General features: G+C 67.7%; 22 protein-coding genes and 1 other RNA gene. 20 read left to right on the top strand and 3 right to left on the bottom strand.

From position 1 onward, the window contains the following. Position 1: 1 nt before the first annotated feature. Positions 2 to 376, bottom strand: coding sequence for an EscU/YscU/HrcU family type III secretion system export apparatus switch protein (locus AWR35_RS03355; RefSeq protein WP_082663880.1), 375 nt, complete (start codon positions 374 to 376; stop codon positions 2 to 4). Then, the gene (locus AWR35_RS03350) at positions 373 to 1,791 is read right to left on the bottom strand and encodes a flagellar hook-length control protein FliK (RefSeq protein ID WP_058574539.1); all 1,419 of its coding nucleotides are present in this window, start codon (positions 1,789 to 1,791) and stop codon (positions 373 to 375) included. Before AWR35_RS03350 ends, AWR35_RS03355 begins: the two co-directional genes overlap by 4 nt. A 308-nt stretch (positions 1,792 to 2,099) precedes the next feature. Here AWR35_RS03350 and AWR35_RS03345 point away from each other — a divergent pair, with 308 nt between their 5' ends. The 9 genes from AWR35_RS03345 (at position 2,100) to AWR35_RS03305 (ending at position 11,821) form a co-directional block, all read left to right on the top strand. Further along, entirely contained in the window at positions 2,100 to 3,500 is a 1,401-nt protein-coding gene (locus AWR35_RS03345) for a sigma-54 dependent transcriptional regulator (protein WP_058574538.1), read from the top strand. A gap of 92 nt (positions 3,501 to 3,592) precedes the next feature. Next, positions 3,593 to 3,946, top strand: a complete 354-nt coding sequence (gene fliE / locus AWR35_RS03340) for a flagellar hook-basal body complex protein FliE (RefSeq protein WP_197408118.1) — start codon at positions 3,593 to 3,595, stop codon at positions 3,944 to 3,946. A gap of 53 nt (positions 3,947 to 3,999) precedes the next feature. Then, entirely contained in the window at positions 4,000 to 5,793 is a 1,794-nt protein-coding gene (gene fliF / locus AWR35_RS03335) for a flagellar basal-body MS-ring/collar protein FliF (RefSeq protein ID WP_058574537.1), read from the top strand. Between the two features lie 6 nt (positions 5,794 to 5,799). Further along, complete coding sequence (gene fliG / locus AWR35_RS03330; protein ID WP_058574536.1) at positions 5,800 to 6,837, top strand: flagellar motor switch protein FliG; 1,038 nt, start codon at positions 5,800 to 5,802, stop codon at positions 6,835 to 6,837. Then, positions 6,824 to 7,669 carry a FliH/SctL family protein gene (locus AWR35_RS03325; protein ID WP_156413921.1) on the top strand — a complete coding sequence of 282 codons (846 nt, stop codon included), beginning with the start codon at positions 6,824 to 6,826 and terminating at the stop codon, positions 7,667 to 7,669. Before fliG ends, AWR35_RS03325 begins: the two co-directional genes overlap by 14 nt. A gap of 59 nt (positions 7,670 to 7,728) precedes the next feature. Beyond that, the gene (gene fliI / locus AWR35_RS03320; protein ID WP_058574669.1) at positions 7,729 to 9,030 is read left to right on the top strand and encodes a flagellar protein export ATPase FliI; all 1,302 of its coding nucleotides are present in this window, start codon (positions 7,729 to 7,731) and stop codon (positions 9,028 to 9,030) included. 15 nt (positions 9,031 to 9,045) lie between these two features. Further along, positions 9,046 to 9,513: a flagellar FliJ family protein gene (locus AWR35_RS03315; RefSeq protein ID WP_058574534.1), complete on the top strand. Its 468-nt coding sequence runs from the start codon at positions 9,046 to 9,048 to the stop codon at positions 9,511 to 9,513. After that, a complete protein-coding gene (locus AWR35_RS03310) occupies positions 9,510 to 11,204 on the top strand; it encodes a flagellar hook-length control protein FliK (protein ID WP_058574533.1) in 1,695 nt (564 codons plus the stop codon). Before AWR35_RS03315 ends, AWR35_RS03310 begins: the two co-directional genes overlap by 4 nt. A gap of 293 nt (positions 11,205 to 11,497) precedes the next feature. Beyond that, positions 11,498 to 11,821, top strand: coding sequence for an H-NS histone family protein (locus tag AWR35_RS03305; protein WP_058574532.1), 324 nt, complete (start codon positions 11,498 to 11,500; stop codon positions 11,819 to 11,821). Between the two features lie 116 nt (positions 11,822 to 11,937). On the opposite strand, the gene AWR35_RS03300 is transcribed toward AWR35_RS03305, so the two are convergent. Then, positions 11,938 to 13,101, bottom strand: a complete 1,164-nt coding sequence (locus tag AWR35_RS03300) for a hypothetical protein (RefSeq protein WP_156413918.1) — start codon at positions 13,099 to 13,101, stop codon at positions 11,938 to 11,940. 162 nt (positions 13,102 to 13,263) lie between these two features. Between AWR35_RS03300 and rnpB the strand changes: the two genes are divergently transcribed. The 11 genes from rnpB to murG all read left to right on the top strand — a co-directional run bounded on the left by rnpB (position 13,264) and on the right by murG (position 25,199). Continuing rightward, an RNA gene (gene rnpB / locus AWR35_RS03295) (RNase P RNA component class A) lies at positions 13,264 to 13,619 on the top strand. Between the two features lie 341 nt (positions 13,620 to 13,960). Then, positions 13,961 to 14,413 carry a division/cell wall cluster transcriptional repressor MraZ gene (gene mraZ, locus AWR35_RS03290; protein ID WP_058574530.1) on the top strand — a complete coding sequence of 151 codons (453 nt, stop codon included), beginning with the start codon at positions 13,961 to 13,963 and terminating at the stop codon, positions 14,411 to 14,413. Then, positions 14,410 to 15,333: a 16S rRNA (cytosine(1402)-N(4))-methyltransferase RsmH gene (rsmH, locus tag AWR35_RS03285; RefSeq protein ID WP_058574529.1), complete on the top strand. Its 924-nt coding sequence runs from the start codon at positions 14,410 to 14,412 to the stop codon at positions 15,331 to 15,333. The genes mraZ and rsmH overlap by 4 nt, the downstream gene beginning before the upstream one ends. Beyond that, on the top strand, positions 15,330 to 15,590 hold the full coding sequence (ftsL, locus tag AWR35_RS03280) for a cell division protein FtsL (RefSeq protein ID WP_058574528.1): 261 nt from the start codon (positions 15,330 to 15,332) through the stop codon (positions 15,588 to 15,590). Before rsmH ends, ftsL begins: the two co-directional genes overlap by 4 nt. Continuing rightward, positions 15,587 to 17,356 carry a penicillin-binding transpeptidase domain-containing protein gene (locus AWR35_RS03275; protein ID WP_058574527.1) on the top strand — a complete coding sequence of 590 codons (1,770 nt, stop codon included), beginning with the start codon at positions 15,587 to 15,589 and terminating at the stop codon, positions 17,354 to 17,356. The genes ftsL and AWR35_RS03275 overlap by 4 nt, the downstream gene beginning before the upstream one ends. A gap of 1 nt (position 17,357) precedes the next feature. Further along, a complete protein-coding gene (locus tag AWR35_RS03270) occupies positions 17,358 to 18,875 on the top strand; it encodes a UDP-N-acetylmuramoyl-L-alanyl-D-glutamate--2,6-diaminopimelate ligase (RefSeq protein ID WP_058574526.1) in 1,518 nt (505 codons plus the stop codon). After that, positions 18,872 to 20,326 carry a UDP-N-acetylmuramoyl-tripeptide--D-alanyl-D-alanine ligase gene (murF, locus tag AWR35_RS03265; RefSeq protein ID WP_058574525.1) on the top strand — a complete coding sequence of 485 codons (1,455 nt, stop codon included), beginning with the start codon at positions 18,872 to 18,874 and terminating at the stop codon, positions 20,324 to 20,326. Before AWR35_RS03270 ends, murF begins: the two co-directional genes overlap by 4 nt. Further along, positions 20,307 to 21,389, top strand: coding sequence for a phospho-N-acetylmuramoyl-pentapeptide-transferase (gene mraY, locus AWR35_RS03260; protein WP_058574524.1), 1,083 nt, complete (start codon positions 20,307 to 20,309; stop codon positions 21,387 to 21,389). Before murF ends, mraY begins: the two co-directional genes overlap by 20 nt. Next, positions 21,389 to 22,849: a UDP-N-acetylmuramoyl-L-alanine--D-glutamate ligase gene (murD, locus tag AWR35_RS03255; RefSeq protein ID WP_058574523.1), complete on the top strand. Its 1,461-nt coding sequence runs from the start codon at positions 21,389 to 21,391 to the stop codon at positions 22,847 to 22,849. Before mraY ends, murD begins: the two co-directional genes overlap by 1 nt. After that, positions 22,846 to 24,084, top strand: coding sequence for a putative lipid II flippase FtsW (gene ftsW / locus AWR35_RS03250; protein ID WP_058574522.1), 1,239 nt, complete (start codon positions 22,846 to 22,848; stop codon positions 24,082 to 24,084). The genes murD and ftsW overlap by 4 nt, the downstream gene beginning before the upstream one ends. Then, positions 24,081 to 25,199: an undecaprenyldiphospho-muramoylpentapeptide beta-N-acetylglucosaminyltransferase gene (murG, locus tag AWR35_RS03245; protein ID WP_058574521.1), complete on the top strand. Its 1,119-nt coding sequence runs from the start codon at positions 24,081 to 24,083 to the stop codon at positions 25,197 to 25,199. Before ftsW ends, murG begins: the two co-directional genes overlap by 4 nt. The last annotated feature ends 8 nt before the right edge of the window (positions 25,200 to 25,207 follow it).

Below are 25,207 nucleotides of genomic sequence, written 5' to 3'. Positions count from 1 at the left end.
CTCAGTCTTCCGGTCCCGACTCGTCGCCCGCCGCCCGCTGCCGGGCGCGGCGCAGGACCTCCTCGTGGCGATCGTTGACGTAGAGCGCGTAGCTTAGTACCTCGGCCACGGCCCGGAACAGGGGCTCGGGGATCCGGTCGCCCAGATCGATCTGGGCCAGCGCTCGTGCCAGCATCGGGTCTTCCACGTCGGGAACGCCGGCCTCGCGGGCTGTCTCGATGATCCGGCGCGCCAGTTCGTCCTGGCCGGTCGCCACCACCTGTGGCACGTCGCTGCCGTCGTAGGACAGGGCGATCGCCCGCCGCGGGCTGTCCGGGCCGGGCGAACGCCGGTCGCGCTCGTCTCTCGCCTGTTGTTTGTCGTCTCGTCCCGTCATGCCTGCTCGCTCAGGAAGCCCTGTGCCGCCGGGTGGTCGTCGGCGCTTGCGTCGGGTTCGAGGCGCGCCTGTACCGAGGCGGGCGGCGGGCCGTCGTAGGCATTGAGGCGTCCGGGGGATAGCCCGGCATCGGTCAGGCCGCGAGCGAGGGTGGCCCGCGACGCTTCGAGCACGGACACCGTCTCGGCGCGATCGGCGAACAGGTCGACATCGATTTGCGAGCCTCTGAGAACGAGGGCCGCGTGCAGCGGACCCAGCTGCGGCCAGTCCATCGCCAGATCCACCTGCCAGCGTCCCTCGGTATCGCTGGCCTCGGGGCCGTCCTCTTCCCGAATCGCCATTCGCAGGCTGTGAGCCTCGTTCGCCAGTTGCAGCGGAATTTCCAGCAGCCAGACCGGCTGGTTGGGGCCGGTCTGCGTGCCGGCGGCATGACCCGCCGCCCCCTGCGACAGAGCGGTGCCGATCTGGCTGCGTTCGACCTGGTCGCCAAGCCGTTGCATGAAGTCGAGCGTGGCCTGTCGGCTCGCCGGGTCGCTGGGTGCGAGGTCGGGCCGGGCGCGGAGCTGGCGCGCAGCCTGTTGCAGAACGGCGCCCAGCGGCGTTTCCGTCAACCCGCCGGTGGGGGCCGGGATCGCGCCTCCGGCGCCGGCGAGCGGATTGGGCTGCGTCGAGGGATTTTGCTGCGTGGCGAGCCATCCGGCGACCAGGCCGCGGACGAGACGAGGTTCACGCAGTGCCGAGAGCAGTGGCAGCAGGCCGTTGAGTCCCGCGGGGACCGTCTGGGCCGCCCCGGTGGTCGACACCGCGGCCGCCGGGGCGTTTGCCTGGGCGGTGGCCTGCGAGGTCGTGCCGCGGGCCACCGACTCGCCGGCAGTTGCCGAGGCCGCCTGGTTGGATAGAAAGGCCTGAATGGAGCGCGACGGCGGTGTGGGGGCGGTTGCGGCCTGGCCGGCCGCGGCGCCTGTTTGCTGCGTGCCCTGTGCTGACGACTGAGAAGAGGCGGCCTGTTGAGCTGCCTGCAGCGTCACGTGCGGGGCCGTTGTCATGCCGGACGTCAGGTTGCCGGGCGATGCGGCCGGCGCGGCCTGGCCGGGCGGGGAGAGCCGGGCAAGGGCTTGGAGCAGGTTGCGCGTGAGCTGGGCCTGATCGAGTTGCCTCGGGTCGGGGGGTGGTCCCAGCGGGCGCAGATGCACCTGCTGGCCGAGCCGCGTGACTTCCAGATCGATTGCCTGTCCGGCCTTCAGGGGGTGCTGCGTGGTGACCTGTAGTTGACCGCCGGCCACCGAGAGCATGGCTCGATCGCCGGGCTTGGCGTCTGTCAGGGCGATGGCGGCCAGGCGCTGACCCGTTTGCAGGCGGAGAACCGGACCGGTCTGGGTCGACTGGCCGGGCTGTTCGACCTTGAGAATCTTCATCGGGTCTCCGATCGGCGCGGGCGGGCCAGGTGGTTCGGGCGGCGGCATGCCGCCGGGACTGATGGTAGGACGCGGGTCTGTCGCTCACAAGCCACAACGGGCAGCACAGGAAATTCCCCTTAACCGACAAAGTTTTGACATGCCCGGTGGGGCGCGCTAGCTTTCCGAGGAACTTTTGCGCCTCGCAATTGTCGTTGCGCCCACTTTTGGGCACGGTGACGGGCGCACGAGCCGGCGAGCAGATCGGCACACAAGAACCATAAACGACAAGGACTGGCGGTATCGTACCGCGCACCCAGGAGAAGAACATGCCGCGGCCCCAACCCCTTTGCTGGATCGACAGCAAGGCACCCGAGGCGACGTTGCTGGCGGAGCAATTGGCACTGCTGGGATTCGAGACGGTCACCGGGTCGGAGCCCTCGGCCGACTCGCCCATGTGCCGCCTGACCTTCGCCGCCGATGGTCCGGTGGATCGGGCGGATCCGCCCTGGATCGTGCTGGGGACGCTGGAGGGTACGCCGGCGACCCCGCCGCAGGCCCAGCTGCCCTGGCCCGTACCGCTCGAGACACTCCAGGGTGTGCTCTCGCCGATGAAGAGTCGCTGGCACGGTGAGCGCCTGCGTCGCGAGAATCGCGGCCTGATCGGCAGCAGCCCGTCCCTGGAGACCCTGCGCCACGAGGTGGCCCAGGTGGCCCCCACCGATGCCACCGTGCTGATTCTCGGCGAGACCGGCACGGGCAAGGAGGTGGTCGCCCGCATGATCCACATGCTTTCGGAGCGGGCCGAAAAGCCTTTCGTTCCGGTCAACTGCGGCGCGATTCCCGGCGACCTTCTCGAGTCGGAGCTGTTCGGTCACGAGAAAGGGGCGTTCACCGGGGCCATCACGCAGCGCAAGGGCCGTTTCGAGCTGGCCCAGGGCGGTACCATCTTCCTCGACGAGATCGGGGACATGCCGTTCTCGATGCAGGTCAAGATCCTGCGGGTGCTGCAGGAGCGCAAGTTCGAGCGTGTCGGTGGCAGTGTCTCCTTCGATGCGGACGTGCGCATCGTTGCCGCCACCCACCGCAACCTGCAGTCGATGGTCGACGAGGGCAAGTTCCGCCAGGATCTGTACTACCGTCTCAACGTCTTCCCGGTCCAGACACAGCCGCTACGCGCCCTGCGCGACGATCTGCCCGAGATCGCCGGGGCCCTGGTCGACCGCCTGCGTCGCGAGGGTCGGCCGGCCCCCGAGCTGACCGATCCGGTGCTCGGCGTGCTGCGGCAGCATGACTGGCCGGGCAACGTGCGCGAGCTGGCCAACGTGCTCGAACGAATCGGCATCCTGGCCCCCGACCGGCCGGCCCGTGTCCACGATCTTCCGGCACACCTGCATCACCTGACGCCGGCCGAGCCCGTGGCCTCCGCGCCGGCCGAGACCACGGTCGAGTCGGCTGCCGAGGCCATGGATCCCGATCCGCGCAGCATCTGGTCGCTGACGGAGAACATCGGGCCGCGCCTGCCGCTGACGCCCGAGGAGGTCGAGGACTGCGATCTGACCCTTCCCGACGACGGCATCTCGCTGAAGTCCCAGCTCGAGGCCATCGAGCAGGCCTGGATCCAGGCGGCGCTTACGCAGGCGGATGCCGTGGTTGCCCGCGCCGCCCGCCTGCTGGGTATCCGGCGGACCACCCTGGTGGAGAAGATGCGCAAGTATCAGATCGGCTAGGGACACCCTGCCACCCGCCGCTTCGCCTGAACTGGCACACCTCCTGCTAGAGACTGCGCAAGTCAATTCGCGACAGTCAACGAGGTGGATCCATGAGCGGCAACGACATGTCCGTCGACCAGGTCCTTTCCCAGATGCAGCAGCTGCGCAGTGCAGCCACTCAACGGCCGACCGGCCCCGAGGCCGTCAATCCCGCCGCCCAGGGTGTCGCCGAGACCGAACGGACCTCCTTTGCCGACGCGCTGACGCAGGCGGTCGGTCAGGTCAACGAGGCACAGCAGACCTCCGGCGATCTCAAGAACCGCCTGCAGGCCGGTGACGACGACGTGACGCTGACCGAGGTCATGGTCGCCTCGCAGCGATCTTCCGTGGCCTTCGAGGCGACCCTGCAGGTGCGAAACCGGCTGGTACAGGCCTACGAGAAGGTCATGAACATGCCGCTCTGACGCGTCGCTCTCTGATCTCGTCTCCCGAATTCGCTTGATACGGACGTAACCCCATGGCCCAAGGCTCCGCAATCACCACCACACCCACCGGCGACAGCACGGAAAGCCCGCGCTGGATCCGGCAGATGGATGCGTTCACGCAGTCGTCAAGTTTCCGGCAGTTGCTGCTGCTGATCGCGCTGGCGGCGGTGATCTCCTTCATGGTCGGGTTCTTTCTCTGGGGCAGCGGCAAGTCCATGGTGCCGCTGTACCAGTCGCTGGATGCCAAGGCGTCCGCCGAGGTGGTCGATGCGCTCAAGGCGGCGGGCGAGCCCTACGAGCTCGCGGCCGACGGTTCGGTGATGGTCGGCGCCGATCGTCTGCCGGAGGTCCGCATGCTGATGGCCCAGCAGGGGCTGCCGGGCGGTGACGGCACGGGCCTCGAGATGCTGAACACGGACCAGTCGCTCGGCACCAGCCAGTTCATCGAGAAGGCTCGCTATCGGCGCGCGATCGAGACCGAACTGGCCCGTTCGATCCAGACCATCGGTTCGGTGCGGGCTGCACGGGTACACATCGCCCAGCCGGAAAAGTCGGTATTCGTACGTGATCGCAAGACGCCGACCGCTTCGGTCGTCGTCGACATCAAGGGCGGCAGCAGCCTGAGCCGCGGCCAGGTGAACGGTATCGTCCACCTGGTCGCCTCGAGCATCAACGACCTGTCGCCGGACAACGTCAGCGTGGTCGACCAGAGCGGCAATCTGCTCACCAGCGAAGGCGACGACGCCGCCGGCATGGGGCTGACCAGTCGCCAGTTCCGCTACCGTCAGAATCTTGAACAGGCCTACGCGCGGCGGATCGAGTCGCTGCTCGCCCCGATCGTGGGTTCCGATCGGGTGCGTGCCCAGGTATCCGCCGACATCGACTTCTCGCGTCGCGAGGGCACCAGCCAGACCTACGGCCCGGGCGAGGGCGTGCTTCTGAGCGAGCAGGTCAACGAGAATGTTCGCTCGCTTGGCAGTGGGTCGAGCATCGGTGGCATGCCGGGCGCGATCGCCAACCAGCCGCCGGGTGGCGGTCAGGTCAATCCCGACGGCGGCGAGGCCGGTCTGGTGCCGCCGCAGGACCTGACGGTCGAGGAATTCCAGAATCTGGTCCAGACGCCGGTGGACAGCGACCGCAGCGAGACCCGCAACTACAACGTCGACCGTCAGATCCAGCACACCCAGTTCGCCAGCGGCCAGATCGAGAAGCTGAGCGTCGCCGTCCTGCTGGACGAGAACGCTGCCGGCGGTGCGGCCGCGGGGCAGGGCGACGCGCAGGATCCCCAGGCAGCGCAGGCGGCCGCCCAGGCCCGTACCGAGCGCCTCGAGGAGATGCGGGCGCTGGTGGCCCAGGCCGTGGGTATCGACGAGGCCCGTGGCGACCAGGTCACCCTGCGCAGTTTCCCGTTCGTCGATCAGGACATCGAGCCGGTCAGCACGCCGGTATGGGAACAGGGCTGGTTCTGGGCGACACTGAAGAATGCCGGCATCGGACTGGCCATGCTGCTGGTGTTCCTGCTGGTGGCCCGCCCGCTGCTGAAGATGCTTTCCGAAAGCCGTCGCGAGCGGGCGCTGCCGTCGGCCGAGGCCACCGAGCAGGGTGGCGCGGCCGGTCAGTACCCGATGCCCCAGCAGTACCCCGATGAACGTCGCGGTCAGGGTGGCGAGGGCGAAGAGCAGGACGAAGACGATCTGTCCAATGTTCCCGAACTGATCGGCAATGCGAGCTACACCGACAAGTTGCGCCAGCTTCGAAAGAGCGTCAGCCATGACCCCAAGGCGGTGGCCGCCGTGATCAAGCAGTGGACGCACGAGGAGAACTGATTTCCCATGGCTCAGGCACCCGATAACAACCTGCCGCAGGAAAGCCCGCTGCTCGGTCTGAAGGGGCCGGAGAAGGCCGCCATCCTGATGATGGCGTTGGGCGAGGAATCCGCGGCGCACGTCTTCGGTCACCTCGACCCGCGCGAGGTGCAGAAGATCGGTCAGGCGATGGCGGTACTGAAGAACGTCACCCGCCCGCAGATCCAGGCCGCGCTGGACGAGTTTTCCGACGACCTGGAGAACCAGACCGGCCTGGCGCTGGGGTCGAACGACTACATCCGCAATGTGCTGACCCGCGCGCTGGGCGAAGAGCGGGCCTCCGGCCTGCTCGAGCGGATCTCCTCCCAGGGCAACCGTCGCAATCTCGAGTTTCTCAAGTGGATGGATGCGCGTTCGATCGCCGAGATCATCCGCTACGAACACCCGCAGATCATCGCCATCGTGCTCTCGCATCTGGAGAGCGACCAGGCCGCCGAGATCCTGCAGATGCTGCCGGAGAACACGCGCACCGACATCGTGCTGCGGATCGCGCATCTCGAGGGGGTCTCGCCGCAGGCGCTCGAGGAGCTCGACGACATCATGGAGCGTCAAGCATCCGGCACCCAGGGCGGCAAGTCGTCCAAGGTGGGTGGCGTCAAGATCGCCGCCGGCATCATGAACTTCCTCGAATCCAACGTCGAAGAAGAGTTGATGGGGCGGGTCAAGGACACCGACGAGGATCTCGGCACCCAGATCGAGGACCTCATGTTCGTCTTCGCCAACCTGGTCGAGGTCGAGGATCGCAGCCTGCAGGTGCTGCTGCGCGAGGTGCCGGCCGACAAGCTGCTGCTGGCGATGAAGGGTGCCGACTCCGAACTCAAGGAGAAGATCTTCGGCAACATGTCGCGTCGCGCCGCCGAGATGATGCGCGACGATCTCGATACCCTTGGCCCGACGCGTCTGGCCGACGTCGAGGCCGCGCAGAAGGAAATCCTGCAGGTCGCCCGACAGCTGGCCGACGACGGCAAGATCTCCCTGGGTGGTGGTGGCGATGAGTTCATCTAACGACGAAAGCCTTCTCACTCGGCCTCTCGAGGCGGAAGACTGGCAGGCGCTGGTCGATGCCTGGGAGTTGCCGGATTTTGCCGATGCCCGCGAGGCGGACGAGACCGAAGCCGACCCGGCCACGGCCGAGGAGGTCGCCGCGGCCCGGGAAGAGGCCGAACGGCAAGGGTATGAGGCAGGTCTGCAGAAAGGGCGCGACGCCGGCTACCAGGAAGGACTGGCGGCGGCCCGCGAGGAGATCGAACAGATCGAGAGTCGCCTGCGTGGCTGGTTGACGCATCTGGAACGTCCGTTGGCGTTGCTGGACGATGAGGTCACCGAGCAGCTGACCGCGCTCGCCACGCAGATCGCCCGGGTCATGGTGGCGCGCGAGGTGCAAATCGATAACAGCGGCCTGCCGTCCATCGCCCGCGATGCGCTGGGGGCCCTGCCGGTCTCGGTGCGCACGGTGATCGTGCGCTGTGCGCCTGCCGACGAATCGGCCCTGAAGGAATTGCTCGACGACGCGCGCTTCGAGTCGCTGGACCTGCGGCCGGACCCGGCCGTCAGTGCCGGGGGCCTGGTGGTCGAATCCGGCGATGCGCGGGTCGATGCCAGTCTTGCCAATCGCTGGGCGGCGACGCTCGATCATCTCATCGGCCGGGTGTATCCCGGCCCCGACCAGGCCGTGCCGACCGCCGAGGAGCGTCCGCCGGATGGCGATAATGAGGCCCCCGAGATGCAGGACGAGGCCGCAGGGCCGGGCGATGTCGAGGACGCGGTGGATGGTGATCGGGACGAACACGCGGCCGGGCCCGACGGACAGGACGCCGAGGCGGAGGACGAGCGATGAGCGATCCGGGTCTGCGCGATCCGAGCAAGGACGTCTCGCTCAACTGGGCGCGGCGCCTGATGGGCACGGCCGCGCGTGTCGATGCGCCGCCGGCGGCCTCCGAGGGGCGCATCGTGCGCGTGGTCGGCCTGGCACTGGAGGCGCGCGGGCTGTCCGCCCTGATCGGCGACCAGTGCGAGGTGATCGATCCGCAGGGGCGTCGCTTCGAGGCCGAGGTGGTCGGTTTCGCCGAGGAGTCCACCTACCTGATGCCGCTGGAGACCACCCAGGGTGTCGGTCCTGGCTGTCGGGTGAAGAACCTCGGCGCCGCCAGCCGGGTGCCGATGGGCGAGCAGCTGCTCGGTCGGGTGCTCGACGCGCGCGGTCGGCCGATCGATGACGGTGACCGCCTGACCGGGGATGCCTCGGTCAACCTGCATGGCCGGCCGATCAATCCATTGAAGCGCCGCGAGATCACCGAACCGCTCGACGTGGGCGTGCGGGCGATCAACGCCCTGATGACCGTCGGGCGCGGCCAGCGCATGGGCATCTTCGCCGGCTCGGGCGTGGGCAAGAGTGTGCTCCTGGGCATGATGACCCGCTACACGCGGGCGCAGATCATCGTGGTGGGGCTGGTCGGGGAACGGGGTCGCGAGGTGGCCGAATTCGTCAGCGAGATCCTCGACGAGGAGGCGCGCGAGCGTGCCGTCGTGGTGGCCGCGCCGGCCGACAGCTCGGCGCTGATGCGGCTGCACGGTGCGAACCTTGCCAGCTCGATCGCCGAGCATTTCCGCGATCAGGGTTATGACGTGCTGCTGCTGATGGACTCGCTGACGCGTTTTGCCCAGGCGCAGCGCGAGATCGGTCTGGCGATCGGCGAGCCGCCGGCGACCAAGGGCTATCCGCCGTCGGTGTTCGCCCAGCTGCCGCGCCTGGTCGAGCGGGCGGGTAACAGCGAGAGTCGCCATGGCAGCCTGACAGCCTTCTACACCGTGCTGGTCGAGGGCGACGATCTCAGCGATCCGGTGGCCGACTCGGCCCGGGCGATCCTCGACGGGCACATCGTGCTGTCGCGCGAGATCGCCGAGCGCGGCCGCTTCCCGGCCATCGACGTCGAGGCGTCGATCTCGCGACTGATGCCCAAGCTGGTCGACCCGGATCATCTATCCTTGATGAGGCGGTTCAAGGAACTGGCGGCCACCTACCGCGAGAATCGCGACCTGATTGCGGTAGGCGCCTATCGCCGCGGCCAGGATGCCCGACTGGACCGGGTCATCGACATCCAGCCCGATCTGGAGGCCTTCCTGTCGCAGTCGATGGACGAACCGGCCGACATGGCATCCAGCATTGATGCGCTGGTCGATCTGTTGCACTCGTCGTGAATGGGGTAAGCGGTCATGAGTGATACACAGCGACTGAAGTCCCTCGGCAATGCCGGGCGCGTGATGGGCCATCAGGCGGACCTGGCCAGCCGTCAGCGCCGCGAAGCCCAGCGTGAACTCGATGCCCAGCGGCAGCGTCTGGCCGACCTGGAAGGGTATTTCGACGAGTACACCAACAACATCAGCTTTGCTGCCGAAGGTCGGAACCGTGCCTTCGCGCTGCAGAACTATCGCCAGTTCATGGCGCGGATCGAGGAGACCATCGAGCACCAGCGCCGCGTGGTCGAGGAACTCGAGAAGAAACTGGCCCAGCGTGCGAACGAGGCGCGGGAAGCTCGCACGCGCACCGAATCCGTCGATCGTCTGAGCCAGCGCTACCGCGATTCGATCAATCGCCGCCATGAGCGCGGCGAACAGCAGGTGATGGACCAGCACGGTGCGGCGAACGCTGCACGGGGCGCGGGATCCGGGGGATGGCAATGAGTCAGATTGGCAACGAGAAGGGCGGGCTGGAGATGATCGGTCGGCTTCTGGGTGGTGTGGACGGCAAGGCCGGGCGAGTCGCGACCAAGCTCGGTGGCGGGGCGTCGCAGGATTTCGCCCGCCTGATGGCCTCCGCGCAGGGGCGCCTGAATGGCGGCCAGGTCCCGTCGAGCACGGCGGGCGAGGGTGCCAAGGGAGGGGCGGTCTTGCCCGACCAGCTTCGTTCGGCTCTGAATGCGCTGGGCGAGGAAATGGCGCGCCTGCGCCAGCGGCTGGCCTCGGACGCCTCGGCGTCCGCCGCCCTCGGCGAGAGGGGGCAGGATCTGCAGGCCACGTTGGAACAGATGGCCGAGGCGTTGTCGCCGGCCGGCCAGCAAGGCGCCGGGCAGAAGCATCCGGGGGACGGCATGTCGGCCTCGCACCGGGATGCGGATCGCAACGGGCGGGTGCCGGTTCAGGCGCAATCGGACCCGACCCAAACGCCCGGCGCGGGGGACTCCCGTTCGGCGGTGGCCGCCACGCTCGAGTCTGACGACCTGGCCGACAAGGCGGGCGGCGTGTCTTCCAGTCAGGGGGCGCCTCGGCCCAACGCTTTGGGTCGATTGTCGAGCGACGAGACGTTCGCGCGCGAGGTGGCCGATCTGGCCGAAGCACTGGCCGACTGGCGCCAGGCCCTCGATGAGGGGGCAGTGGCCCGGACCGAGGCGGCGACCGATGCCCTGCGTGACCGTCTGGCGGGCCTGCGCGAATCGATGCAGGACGGGGCATTGGTCGCCGGCGAGCAGTCACCGGGGCTGATCGGTCAGTTGCAGGCGTTGCAGCAACTGATGGCACGCGCCGAGACGGCTCGCTCTGGCGAGGCCCCCGCCGCTCGTGCCGGGGCCGAGCCACGGGGCTGGTCGGAATGGTCATGGCGCTTGGCAGGTGGTGGCCAGCAGGCCTCGACGCGTTCGGGCATCGCATCAACGGCCTTTGCGGCGGCTGCGCCGGTGGGTGATGATGCGGACTGGAGTGGTGGGCCGGTGACGGCTGCACTCGGATTGGCCGGTCGTGAGATGCCGGCCCAGGCGCGCAGCGAACGCCTGACGCCGACGCACTGGTCCGCTCTGGGCGGGCCCTCCGCCCAGTCTGCCGATGCGGCTACCGAGGCGATGACCTCAGCCTCCGCTCTGGGTCAGGCGGCCAGCGCGTCCTCGTCGCTGAGCTCGGGGTCGGCCAGCGGCGGCATCTTTACCGGGCAGGCCGCCACGCCGCCACCCAATCCGCAAATGCCCGCCCAGCTGGGTCAGCAGATCCAGTGGATGGTCGGCAAGGGCGTGTCGCGCGCCAATATCGAACTGCGGCCGGCCGATCTGGGTCCGCTGAAGATCTCGATCGAGACCCAGGGCGACGAGACCCGCATTGCCCTCACCGCCACCAATGCGACAACCCAGGGGTTGCTCGAACAGCAACTGCCGCGGCTAAAGGAGTGGCTGCAGGAATCCGGGCTCGCGCAGAGCGAGGTGGATGTCTCGCTGGCTGACGAAGGCGATTTCGGTCAACAGCTCGCCGATACCGATGGTGAGGAATCGGGCGACCAGTCCGGTCTGACGGGTGATGGCGAGGCGCTGGCGTCAGCGGGCGGGGCGGCCGAGGACGCGGAAACGGCCGAGTGGGTTGATGCTCAGGGTGTGCTCGACCTGTTTGCCTGACCGCGCTCATTTTTCGCTTCACTCGAAAACGGACTCGCCCGGCGAGTCCGTTTTCTTTTTTGTACCCGGAGAATCGATTAAATATCCGCTTTCTTTTTATCTGCGTTAGGTAATTAATTCGACCATTTTCACCAATCGACATGGATCGAATACATAATGTTGACGCTCGATATTTTATCGGCTAGATTTCTTCGGCATTGGGCCGGGCGATGGAGTGCGCGGCTTATCCGCCAGGAACGCCGTGTTTTGAATCACACCATTGCGTATTCAACCCAGACAAAATAGGTAGCCAGATGAGTCAATTTGACGTCAAAAACCTTTCCGCCGACGAACTGAAGAAACTGGTCAACGATGCCGAGCAGGCACTGCGCGAGCGCAGCAAGCAACGCGTGATGGAGTTGCGTCGCGAGGCCGAGGCACTGGCCAACGAACTCAATACCTCCGTGGCCGATATCTTCGGTTTGGAAAAGGGCAGCAAGCAGGCAGGCAAGAAGCTGCCGGCAAAATACATGAATCCGGCCAACCCGTCGCAAACCTGGTCGGGTCGTGGCAAGCGCCCCAACTGGCTGGTCGACGAGCTGAACAAGGGCAAGAAGCTTGAGGATTTCCGTATCTGATTTCGGTTCGGCCGTTATGCGGCCGACTCGCTCGCTGGCTTGTCTCGCGGCGAGCGAGCGAAATGAAAAAAGCCCCGCCGAAATGGCGGGGCTTTTTTATGGCTGGCCGGTGTGGCTCATTCGGTAGTGGTCAGCTTTTGCCGCAGCCACTCAGGCGGTTGCTCGATCTTTTCCAGGCAGTGGCGCGCCGCGCGTTCGATCACGCCGTGCTCGTGGTAAAGACCCTCGGTCTCGGCCCAGTCGCGCACCTCCTCTTCCAGGATGCCGTGATGCTTGGCGACGCTGATCAGCTGGACCACGCCGTCACGATGCCATTTTGCCTGCGCCGCATTCTTGTCTTCCTGGATTTCGGCAACGGCGACCGAGGCGGCGGCGATCAGCGGCGCGCTCTCGCCGCGACGGGCCTCGTCGCTGGCCAGCAGTCGAGCGGCCAGTGGGCAGGTCGCCTCGACCGGGGCCCGCAGGGCCAGGGCGGCGGTGAATGCCAGCAGCAGTGCCTGCTCGTCACGTGTGGCCGCATCGATGAGGAGATTCAGCACGGTGCGGTAGTCGCCCGCGGCGATCATCAGGTCCATGCCGCGCTCGCGCATGGCCGGCTCGAGGTGGCTACCAAGCCGTGTCAGTACCCGTTGCCAGAGCCCGGTGCGTCGATCGTCGAGCCAGGGCGACAGGATCTCGACGGCCTCGTCTGCGCCCCCCTGTTCGACCAGCTGCTCGATCAGCGCGTCCGCGGCCTGTTCGAGGAAGACCGGATCGTCGGCCCGTGCGGCGGTCTCGACCGCCTTCGTCAGTGCCGGGATGGCCTTGAAGAGGCTGCCCTGGCCCCGATGGAGGGTCGCGAGGTCGAGATGTACCTGGGTGGCGACCTCGGCCGGCAGTTGCTCGAACTCGGGTCGGGCGACCAGGTCGGTCAACAGGCCGATGGCTTCACGGTTCTCGCCACTGGCGGCGCGGGCCAGTGCGAGCGTGTGGGTCAGTCCCGGATCGGGGTGTTCCTCGAGCAGGTCGCCGGCCAGCGAGGCGGCCCGCTCGAGGTGTCCCTCTCCGATCAGGGCGACGCACAGCCCGTCGGCGATTTCGAAACGGCGCGGATCGTGGCAGTGGCGCATCCATCCAAGCAGCCATTCGAGCCGGTCGCGCTCGATGGTGTCTGCCTGCCATTCCTCCCGGTAGACCCAGTCGATCACGTCCGCGGCTCGGTGGCAGTCGACCGCACTTTGAGCGGGGTCGGCCATTTCGGCGTACAGGGATTGCAGTGACTGGGGAAGTGCTTTTGCCATGACAGTACTCGCGGTGGGACGTGTCGTAACTGAATGGACGGGTGAATGGGACGCCCGACCGGGGGAGAGTCTACCGGATGCAGGCTGTTTGCACGGGCAGGTTGGGGGTGTGCGGTGACGGAGCGCTCGACACGCCGCTGTGCTCCGTTATACTCCGCCGCCGGAGTTGGCCAGGTTGTCGCGGCGTCTTTCGAGGCGTCGAGGAAAGTCCGGGCTCCACAGGGCACGGTGCCAGGTAACGCCTGGGCGGCGCGAGTCGACGGAAAGTGCAGCAGAGAGTAGACCGCCGATGGCCGCAGCAATGCGGCACAGGTAAGGGTGAAAGGGTGCGGTAAGAGCGCACCGCACGCGTGGCAACACGGCGTGGCACGGCAAACCCCACCGGGAGCAAGGCCAAATAGGGGAACAATGGCGTGGCCCGCGCTGTTCCCGGGTAGGCTGCTCGAGCGCAACGGTGACGTTGCGCCCAGATGAATGGCAACCCACGACAGAACCCGGCTTATCGGCCGACTCCACCCCAATCCCTCGCGGCGGCCACGTGCGTCCGCCGCGTTCCGGGCGATCCGTCCGGCTGTCGTCCCGGCTGTCGTCCTTGGCAGCCACGGTGGCGACAAATCTCTCCCACTTTCCCCCACCGGCACGCAAGTGCCGCGCTGATGCGCTCCCGCGCATCCTCGTGCGCTTTGTTACCTATCCGAGGTAACTCACTGTTTTTATCTAAAAACAGCCCGCATTTTTTTTGCTCTTTGTCGGCTAACTCCTTGTGGCAAAAAGAAAAATCCCGGCTTTTTCTTGAACGGGTCTCGGGGTGGGGCTATAGTGCGCGCAGGTGTAGAAAAGTGGGAAAAAGTGGGAAAAAGTGTTCCGGGGCATCACCAACCTGAATCTCGACGCCAAAGGACGCCTGGCCATGCCCACGCGTCATCGGGAGGCGTTTGCCCAGGATGATAACCAGCTGATTCTCACCATCGACACGCAGGAGCACTGCCTCCTTATCTATCCGCTGAGCACCTGGCTCGACATCGAGAAGCAGATCGACGCCCTGCCGTCATTCAACAAGACGGCCAACCGCATCAAGCGGATGCTGATCGGTCATGCCACCCAGGTGGAGTTCGACTCCGCGGCTCGCATCGTCATTCCGCCCGCCCTGCGCGCCCACGCCAAGCTGGAAAAGCCGGCGGTACTCGTCGGGCAGGGCAAGAAGCTCGAGCTCTGGTCACAGGACCTGTGGACCGAGATGACCGAGGACTTCCTCGACCAGTCGGACGAGGACGACCAGCTGCCGACCGCCCTGGAGACCCTGTCGCTATGACCTTCGACCCCAGCCACGACACGGTGATGCGCGACGAGGCGGTCGATGCGCTCGTCATCGACGCGTCGGGCACCTATGTCGACGGCACCTTCGGTCGGGGCGGTCACAGTCGCGCCATTCTCGCGCGCCTGTCCGACAAGGGTCGGCTGGTCGGCTTCGATCGTGATGCCGAGGCGGCCGAGAGTGCCGCGCGGCTGGCTGACGAGGACAGCCGCTTCTCCTTTATAAAGGCCCCGTTCTCCGGCTGGGGCGATGCCCTGGTCGAGAACGACGTGACAGCACCCGTCCATGGCGTGATGTTCGATCTGGGTGTCTCCTCGCCGCAGCTCGACCAGGCCGAACGCGGCTTCTCCTTCCGCTATGACGGCCCGCTGGACATGCGCATGGATCAGAGCCATGGCCCGTCGGCGGCCGACTGGCTGGCGGTGGCAGAGGAAGAGGAGATTCGCGACGTGCTCTTCCGTCTGGGCGAGGAGCGTTTCGCACGGCGCATCGCCGCGGCGATCGTCGAGCGACGCCGCGAGCAGCCGTTCACCCGCACCCAGCAGCTGGTCGACTGCATCGTCGCCGCCATTCCGCGGCGCGATCCCAACAAGCACCCGGCTACCCGCACCTTTCAGGCGATCCGTCTCTACATCAATCAGGAACTCGACGAGATCACGCAGGCGCTCGAGCAATCGCTCGAACACCTGCGTCCCGGCGGCCGGCTGGTGGTGATCAGTTTCCACTCGCTGGAAGATCGCATCGTCAAGCGCTTCATCCGCGATCACAGCACCGCCGGCAAGGACTTCTTCGGCAACCCGACCGGTCCGGTGGCCCTCAAGCGGATCGGCAAGGCGGTCCGTGCCGGCAAGGACGAGATCCGGAACAACCCGCGGGCGCGCAGCGCCATCATGCGGGTGGCGGAGCGAGCGGCATGAGGGCCCTGAACCTCATCCTGCTGGTGCTGGTCGTCGCGAGCGCCTTCGCGGTGGTCCTGCTGGTCGCTGACGATCGTCGACTTACCCAGGAGATCGCGGCCACGCGCGATGGTATCGAGCGGCTCGAGGGTACCTATGCCGAGCTGCAGCTCGAGGAGGGCACGCTTACCGCGCAGGGGCGGATCGAGCGCATCGCGACCGAGGAGCTCGGCATGCATCAGCCGACCGAGGACAACGTCACGGTGGTGTTCCGATGAAGGCGCTCTGGGACGGCATCCTGCACTGGGCCAGCTGGCTGGGCGTGCGCTGGCGTGCCGGCATCGTGCTGCTGGTGTTCGCCGCCGCGGCACTCGTGCTCGTGGGACGTGCGGTACAGCTCCAGGTGACCGAACACGATTTCTACGCCGAACAGGGCGGCGACCGCCACCAGCGCCTGCAGACCATCGCCGCTCACCGCGGCATGATTACCGACCGCCATGGCGAGCCGCTGGCGATCAGCGTCGCCATGCACGCCGTCTGGATCGATCCAAAGGTGATCGCCGGCCACCCGGAAGCCGTCGGCCGACTGGCCGCCATTCTTGACCGCCCGGTGGCCGAGCTGAACAAGCGCGTGCGTGACTACGCCAAGCGCCGCTTCCTCTACGTCGCGCGCCAGGTGCGCCCGAGCGTCGCGAGCGCGGTGCGTGATGCGGCACTGCCGGGCGTGGGTCTCAAGCGCGAGTACAAGCGTTTCTACCCCACCGCGGACGTCACCGCGCCGCTGCTCGGCTTTGCCAACATCGACGACGAGGGCCAGGCCGGCGTCGAGCTGAGCTTCGACCAGTTGCTCTCAGGCACACCGGGCAAGCGACGCATCCTCAAGGACGGCGACGGTCGCGAGATCGCGGATCTGGGTGTGGTCCAGCAGGCGCGGCCGGGTCAGGATCTCGCCCTGTCGATCGATCGTCGGCTGCAGTACCTGGCCTATCGCGAGCTGACGCACGCGATCGAGGAGCAGCAGGCGCTGGCGGGCTCCGCGGTACTGATGAACGTCGCCACCGGCGAGGTGCTGGCGATGGCCAGCGCGCCGTCGTTCAACCCCAACAACCGCGCCACCATCGACCCGTCGGTGACGCGCAACCACGCGATCGTCGACCAGTTCGAACCGGGCTCGGCGGTCAAGCCGTTCACCGTCGCTACCGCGCTTGCCACCGGGCGCTGGCAGGCGAGCGATACGGTCGATACCGAGCCCGGCTACCGCCGTGTGGGTGGCTTTACCATCCACGATCACCGCAATTACGGCACGCTCGACATGACCGGCCTGCTCGAGAAGTCGAGCAACGTCGGGGCGAGCATGCTGGCCGAGGACATCGGCGCCGAGCGGCTCTGGCAGACGTACCGCGGGCTGGGCTTCGGTCGCATCACCGGCGTGGGCTTCCCGGGCGAGGCCGCGGGGTCGTTGAGCTTGTGGCGCGACTGGCGGGCAGCCGACACCGCTGCCCACAGCTACGGTTACGGTCTGGCTGTCACGCCATTGCAGTTGGCCAGCGCTTATGTCGCACTGGCAAACGGCGGTCAGTACCTCACCCCCAGCCTGTTGCGCCGCGACACCCTGCCCGAGCCGAGCCCCGTTTTCGACGCTCCGGTTGCCGACCAGGTGGTCGGCATGCTGCGCTCGGTGGTCTCGCCGACCGGCACGGCCCCCAAGGCGGCGATCACCGGCTTCCAGGTCGCCGGCAAGACCGGCACGGTTCGCCGTCTGGGCAAGGGGGGCTACTCGAAGACCGACTACAACACCGTCTTCGCCGGTGTCGCGCCGGCCACCGACCCGCGCCTGGCACTGGTGGTCGTGCTGCACCGCCCGACCGCCGGCAAGGTCTACGCCGGTGACGTGGCCGCCCCGGTATTCCAGCGGGTGATGAACGGTGCGCTGCGCATGCTCAACATCCGGCCTGACGACCTGCCCGAGCTGCCCGCCGGGCAGGTGGCCGGCGACGTGCCCGCCGTGGTGGCGGAAAGCAGTCAAGAGCGGGGGGCTGGCTGACATGGCACGAGTCGAGATCCCCGAAATCGATCTGCGCGAGATCCACGAACTGCGCCATGCCGGCGCCGCGGAGCGCCGGGTTGTCGCGATCAGCGATGACAGCCGGCAGATCGATGCCGGCACGCTCTTCTACGCCCGGCCGACGCAATCGCATGTCGCCGATCGCTTCGTGAGCGACGCCTTGGCAAAGGGCGCGGTCGCGGTGCTCGGGACGGGGCTGACCCCGGCCGAAGGCGTCATCAACGTCGAGCGGCCCGAAGAGGTCATTGCCGATCTGATCTGGCAGGCCAACGGCTGGACGCCCGAGTCGGTCAGCATCACCGCCGTGACCGGTACCAACGGCAAGACTACCGTGAGTCATCTCATCGCCGGTCTGATCGGTCTCGACGGCGAGCCGGTGGGCGTCATCGGCACCCTCGGTTGGGGCTTGTGGTCGCCGCGGGCGGAGTACGAGCCGAGCGGAAACACCACGCCGGGTCTGATCGAGAACTGGTCGTTGATCACGACGATGGTCCGCGAGGGCGCCCGCGAGATCGTGATGGAGGTCTCCTCCCATGCCCTCTCGCAAGGTCGTGTCGAGGGCCTGCCGATCCGCACCGGCGTGTTCACCAACCTGGGCCGCGACCACTTCGACTATCACGGCGACATCGACGCCTATCTCGCCGCCAAGGCCCGCCTGTTCGCGCTGCCGAGCCTGCGCCAGGCCGTGCTCAATGCCGGGCAGTCGGCTAGCGAAACCATGCTTGCCACCCTGACCGCGCGTCCGGATGCGCCGCGGACATTGTGCTTCGCCCTGGCGCCTGCCACGCCCATCAACGGCTGTGGCCCGATCGTCTCCGGTCACCTGGAGACAGCCGAGGCCGGTCGCATGCAGCTGGCGGTCAGCGGCCACGGCGAGCGGGCATCGCTGAGCGTGCCGCTCGCCGGGCGATTCAATGCCGACAACCTGCTTGCCGCCCTGGCGGCGCGCCTGGTGGTTGGCGAGACGCTGGCGTCCCTGGCCGAGCGGGTCGGACGGCTCAAGGCTCCGCCGGGGCGCATGGAGAGTTTCAACATCGGCCGCGGCATGACCGCCGTGGTCGACTACGCCCATACGGCTGATGCGCTTGAGAACGTGTTGTCGAGTCTGCGCGAGAGCATGCCCGAGGGGCGGCGCCTTGGCGTGGTGTTTGGTGCCGGCGGCGATCGGGATCCGGGCAAGCGTCCCCTGATGGGCGCTGTCGCCGAGCGACTGGCCGACTGGACGATCGTCACCAGCGACAATCCGCGCAGCGAATCGCCCGAGGCCATCATCGAGGCGATCGTGGCAGGCATGCAGACCCGCACGACGATCGAACGGATCATCGACCGCCGCGAGGCAATCGCCACCGGCATCCGTCGACTGGCCGGCGGCGAGCCGGGTGACTGCCTGCTGATTGCCGGCAAGGGTCACGAGACCGGTCAGGAGATCGGCGGCGAGATCCTGCCGTTCGACGATCGGCTGGTGGTGCGCGAGCAGGCACGGGAGGTGGCCGCATGATCCGCGCGACCCTCGAACAGATCGCCAGCTGGAGCGGCGGGCGCCTGTCGCCAGGTGCCGACCCGGCCACGCCGGTTGCCGGTGTCGGTACCGATACCCGCGCCGACCTCTCGGGGCGCCTGTTCGTCGCCCTCAAGGGGCCCAATTTCGATGCGCATGCCTTCCTCGGCCAGGCGGTCGAGCAGGGGGCGGTGGCCGCACTGGTAGAACGGGAACAGGAGGACGCCTCCCTGCCTCAGGTCATCGTCGATGACACCCTGGCGGCTCTCGGTCGCCTGGCCCGAGGCTGGCGCGAGGCCGTCGATCCCACCGTGATCGCGATTACCGGCAGTAGCGGCAAGACCACGGTCAAGGAACTGCTCGCCGCCATGCTTGGCGAGCTGGGCCCGACGGCCGCCACCCACGGCAATCTCAACAACGAGATCGGCGTGCCGCTGACCCTGCTCGACTGGCCTGCCGAGACCCGGTTCGCCGTGGTCGAGATGGGCGCGAACCACGTCGGCGAAATCGCCGCGCTGACCGAACTGGTGGCGCCCGATATCGTCATGGTCACCATGGCCGGCCGGGCCCACGTCGGCGAATTCGGTTCGGTCGAGCGCATCATCGAGGCGAAGGGCGAGATCTACCGCCATCGCCCGGACGCCGCGCGCCCCCTGATCAATCTCGATTCCGCCGGCTCGGAACAGTGGCTCAAAGCCGCGCCGAAGGCGGACACGTTCACGCTTGATCCGCGACATCGCGAGTGGGCCACCTGGACCGGCGAATACGACGCCGACCATCACGAGCTGTCGGTCGACGAACGGGGCCGCGCGGTGATCGATCGCCTGCGCGTGCCGCTGCCGGGGGCGCACAACGCCATGAACCTGCTGGCGTCGATCGCCCTGGCCCGGCTGGCCGGCGCATCCTTCGAGGCGGTCACGGCCGGGCTTGTCGCTTTCCGGCCGCCGGCGGGCCGCATGGACCTTCTCCGGCTCCGTAACGGCTGGCGGTTGATCGACGACAGCTACAACGCCAACCCCGAATCCATGCGTGCGGCCATCGGCTATCTGGCCGGCCAGCCGGGCGAGCGGTATGCCGTGCTCGGCAGCATGGGCGAACTGGGTGCCGAGGCTGAAGCCCTGCACCGTCAACTGGGCGAATTCGTCGCCAGCGAGGAACTCGACGGAGTGATCTCAGTCGGTCCGTGGGCCGCGGCGATCGCCGCGGGCTACCACGCCGGCGGCGGCTCCGCCGATGCCATCGAGACCACCGAGGACAGCGACGCGGCAATCGAGGCGTTGCGCGCCCGGCTGGCCGATCGCGCCGGAACAGCCGTGACCGTGCTGCTCAAGGGGTCGCGATTCATGCGCATCGAGCGTGTACGCGAGGCACTCGCACAGGAGTACGGCATCGAGCCGGATACCGGGAACGAATCCACAGGGAGAGGGCAAGATGCTGCTCTGGCTGACTGAATGGCTAACCCAATACGCCAGCTTCTTCGGCGTATTCGAATACTTGACCTTCCGGGCGATGCTCGGCGTGGGCACGGCCCTGCTGATTTCGCTTGCGATCGGGCCGTTCGTCATTCGCTGGCTGCAGAGCGTCAAGGCGGGCCAGCCGATCCGTGAGCTGGGTCCGCAGACCCACCTGGCCAAGGCCGGCACGCCGACCATGGGCGGGGCGCTGATCCTGATCTCGATTGCCGTCTCGATGCTCCTGTGGGGCAACCTCGGCAACGTCTACGTCTGGGTGGCGCTGCTGACCACCATGGGCTTCGGTGTGATCGGCGGCTGGGACGACTACCTCAAGCTCTCGCGTCGCAACAGCGACGGGCTGGCCGCGCGCTGGAAGTATCTCGGCCAGTCGGTCGTCGCGCTGCTCGCCGCGGTGTTCCTGTTCACCATTGCCGAGACGCCGGCCGAGACCAGCCTGCTGATCCCGCTGCTCAAGGACGCGCTGATCCCGCTCGGCTTCGGTTTCGTGATCCTGACCTACTTCGTGGTGGTGGGCAGTTCGAATGCGGTCAACCTGACCGACGGTCTCGACGGGCTGGCGATCATGCCCACCGTGCTCGTCGCCGCCGGTCTGGGCGTGTTCGCCTATGTCACCGGTCACTACGAGTTCGCCAACTACCTCGGTCTGCCGTTCATCGGCGGGGTGGGCGAGCTGGCCGTCTTCTGCGCCACCATCGTCGGCGCCGGTCTCGGCTTTCTCTGGTTCAACAGCTACCCCGCGCAGGTGTTCATGGGCGACGTGGGCGCCCTGGCCCTGGGGGCGGCGCTCGGCATCGTCGCGGTGATGGTCCGCCAGGAGATCGTGCTGTTCATCATGGGCGGCATCTTCGTTCTCGAGACCGTCTCGGTGATGCTCCAGGTCGCCTCGTTCAAGCTGACCGGCAAACGCATCTTCCGCATGGCGCCGATCCACCACCACTTCGAGCTCAAGGGCTGGCCGGAGCCGAAGGTGATCGTGCGCTTCTGGATCATCACGGTGATCCTCGTTCTCATCGGCCTGGCAACCATGAAGGTGCGCTGATGCAGCTGATTATCGGCATGGGACAGACGGGCTTTTCCGCCGGGCGCTTCTTCCAGCGCCGGGGCGAGGCCTTCGTCGTTGCCGATACGCGCGGGGACGAGGCACCGCGCGAAGCCTGGCTGCGCGCCTTCGGTCAGGGCACGGTCTTCGACGGCGAACTGGCGGCCGACATGTTCGACGCCCCGGCACTCCAGGGCGTGACCGGCATCGTGCTCAGTCCGGGGCTCGACCCGGCCGCCGCGCCGCTGCGCCAAGTCCTCGCCGAGGCAGCACGGCGTGGCCTGCGCGTCGAAAGCGACATCGCGCTCGCCCTGCGCCATGCCCGGATCCCCTACCTGCTGGTGACCGGGTCGAACGGCAAGAGCACGGTGACCGCGCTCACCGCAGAACTGCTGACCGCTCTGGGTTACCGCGTCGGTATCGGCGGCAACTACGGCACGCCGGCGCTCGATCTGCTCGCCGAGCCGGCCGACGTGCTGGTGCTGGAGATCTCCAGCTTCCAGCTCGAGGCCTGCCGGGTCGACGACATCCACGCCCGGGCGGCCACGGTGCTCAACATCAGTGCCGACCACCTCGATCGCCACGGGACCATCGACGTCTATGCCGCGCTCAAGCAGAAGCTGCTGGTGAATGCCGAGACGGCGCTCATCAACATGGACGACCCGATCGTCCGGGAGATGGCCTCGGTCTGTCAGGGTCGGCTGGTCGGCTTCTCGGCCGACCCCGAGGCCGATGGCATGCCCGTCAGGCACCACTTCTTCCTGGACGCCGACGGCGAGGCACTCTGCCGCGACGACCAGGTCATCCTCGACGGCGCCAGCCTGGTGCTGCCGGGATCGCACAACCGTCTCAACGTCCTGGCCACCCTCGCACTGGTCGAAGCGTTTGCCGGGCGCGAGGCCCTCGGCAATGCCGCACTGCAGCGGACGCTGACCGCCTTCGCCGGCCTGCCGCATCGTATGCAGGTGGTCTGCAGCCGCTCGGCAAAGGGCGCGGATATCCGCTTCATCAACGACTCCAAGGCCACCAACGTCGGCGCGGCCATCGCCGCGGTCGAGGGGCTTGCCGCTGCCGGAGTGGACCACCAGGTGGTGATCGTGGGCGGGCAGGCCAAGGGGCAGTCGTTCGACGAGCTCGCCCGCACCCTGTCGTTGCATGCCGATGCCGTCGCCCTGATCGGCGAGGATGCCGCCGCGATCGAGGAATCGCTGCGGCAGGCAGAGAGTGAACAGGCCCCGCTGGCGCACCGCGCCGACTCGATGGCCGACGCGGTCACCTGGGCGGCCGGTCGGGCCGAGGAACTCGCGAGAAAGGGTGGCTCGATCGCGGTGCTGCTCTCGCCGGCCTGTGCGAGTTTCGACATGTTCCGTGGCTACGCCGATCGTGGCGAGTGCTTCGCGCGCGCCAGCGAAGCGGTCTGTGTCGGAGTCAACGAGCCGGCGGCGGAGGTGATGTCATGAGTCTGATGACCGCCAACATCCGCGGCATGCGCTGGCTGGGGCGCGTCGGCGCCGACGGCCTGCGTCGTCTGGGTGACCGCGGTCAGGCCGAGGTGCAGCGCCATGCCGGCGGCATCTCGCTCGACCGTGGTTTCCTCGGCGCGCTGATGGCGTTGCTGTCGATCGGCCTGGTGATGGTCGCCTCGGCGACGCTCGGTTCGGGTGACGAAGCCGGCAGGGGACTGCTGGTCCGTCAGGCGGCGGCGGTGGTGATCGGCCTGGTCGCCATGACCGTGCTCCTGATGGTGCCGCTGCGACATTTCGTCGCGCTGCGCAGCATGATCCTGCTGCTGTCGTTCGGCCTGCTGGCCATCCTTTTCATTCCCGGCGTGGCGCATACCGTCAACGGCGCGACTCGCTGGATCGATCTCGGCTTCGTCCGGCTGCAGGCAAGCGAGTTCGCCCGGCTGGGCATGATCGTCTGGATGGCCGCCTACCTCGGCGTGCACCTGGAGAAGGTGCAGACCCGGGTGCGCGGCATGGCCGGCCCGGTGCTGGTGATCATGGTGGCCTCGACGCTGCTCCTGCTGCAGCCGGACTACGGCAACACCCTGGTGCTGGGTGCGACGCTGTTCGCCATGGCCTGGCTGATGCGCGCCCAGCTGCAGACCATGCTGATGCTGATCGTCGCCGGCGGCGCGCTGGCGGTCGTGGGCGTGTTCTCCGCCCAGTACCGCGTCGACCGGCTGCTGTCGTTCTCCAACCCCTTCGCCGACCCCTTCGGCGACGGCTACCAGCTGGTCAACGCCCTGATCGCCATCGGCACCGGTGGCCTGTTCGGCCGGGGCCTGGGCGAGAGCGTGCAGAAGCTTGCCTACCTGCCGGAGGCGCATACCGATTTCATCTTCGCCGTGTTCGCCGAAGAGTTCGGCCTGTTCGGCGTGATCGCTCTGCTGGGCCTGTACGGCGTGCTGGTCTGGCGCGGTTTCGTCATCGCCCGTCTCGCCTGGACGGCCAAGCACTACACCGGCGCCGCGCTTGCCTGGGGCATCAGCGTCTGGGTGGGCATGCAGTCGTTGATCAACATGGGCGTCAACATGGGCCTGCTGCCGACCAAGGGCCTGACCCTGCCGCTGATCAGCTACGGCGGTTCGGCCATGGTCGCGACCTTGCTCGCCATGGGCCTGGTGCTGCGCGTGCACCACGAGGCCAGCCGGGCGCTGGCCGAGAAGGGTCGCCCGGAGGTGGAGCAATGAGCCGCGGGGTCATCTACGTCATGGCCGGCGGTACCGGCGGCCACGTCATTCCGGCGCTCGCCGTTGCCGAGGCGCTGGCCGATCGGGGCTACTCGATCCGCTGGATGGGCACCGAGCGTGGCATCGAGTCGCGCCTGGTGCCCGAGGCCGGCTACCCGATCGACTACCTGTCCATCGGCGGGCTGCGCGGCAAGGGGCTGGCGACCCGCCTGGCGGCGCCCGTTCGTCTGCTGGGCGCGGTCTGGCAGGCCGTCGGGCTGCTGCGTCGCCATCGGCCCCAGCTTGTGATCGGCATGGGCGGATTCGCCGCCGGCCCGGGCGGGCTGGCGGCATGGCTGATGCGCCGGCCGCTGATCATCCACGAACAGAATGCCATCGCCGGCCTGACCAACCGGGTGCTCTCGCGGCTGGCGCGGATAACGCTTGCCGCCTACCCCAAGGCCTTTGGAGATGCCCTGCCGGCGACCCAGGTGGTCGGCAATCCGGTGCGCGGCGACATCGAGGCACTGCCGACCCCGGACGAGCGTTTCGATGGCCGCGAAGGGCCTGTTCGCGTGCTGGTGCTCGGCGGCAGCCTTGGCGCCCAGGCGCTCAACGAGGCCGTACCCGAGGCACTGGCCCGCATCAGCCGGAACGTCGATCTCGACGTGCGTCACCAGGCCGGTCCGCGTCACGTCGAGACCGCCGAGTCGCATTACCAAAAGGCCGACTGGGGAGCGGGCAGCCGCCACCAGGTCAGCGGTTTCGTCAGCGACATGGCCGAGGCCTTCGGTTGGGCGGACTTCGTCATCGCCCGGGCCGGCGCGATGACCGTCGCCGAGATCGCCGCGGCGGGCGTGGGCGCGCTGTTCGTCCCGTTCCCGCATGCCGTCGACGACCACCAGCGCTTCAACGCCGCCTGGCTTGTCGACCAGGGCGCGGCACGGCTGCTCACCCAGCCCGAGGCCGGCGTCGACCGGCTGGTATCCCTGCTGGGACCGCTGCTGGGCGATCGCGCGGTACTGCGGGACATGGCAGGCCGGGCCCGTGCAGCGGCAGTGCCGGACAGCACCGGTCGCATCGTGGCCATGTGTGAACAAACGATCGACGGGCAACGCCCGGGGGAGGACGCATGAGCGAGCCG

Source organism: Guyparkeria sp. WRN-7 (assembly GCF_001641825.1).
In the GTDB taxonomy this organism is placed as follows: domain Bacteria; phylum Pseudomonadota; class Gammaproteobacteria; order Halothiobacillales; family Halothiobacillaceae; genus Guyparkeria.
The sequence above is the reverse complement of the archived record's forward strand: the minus strand, read 5'-3'. Positions and strand labels throughout refer to the sequence as shown.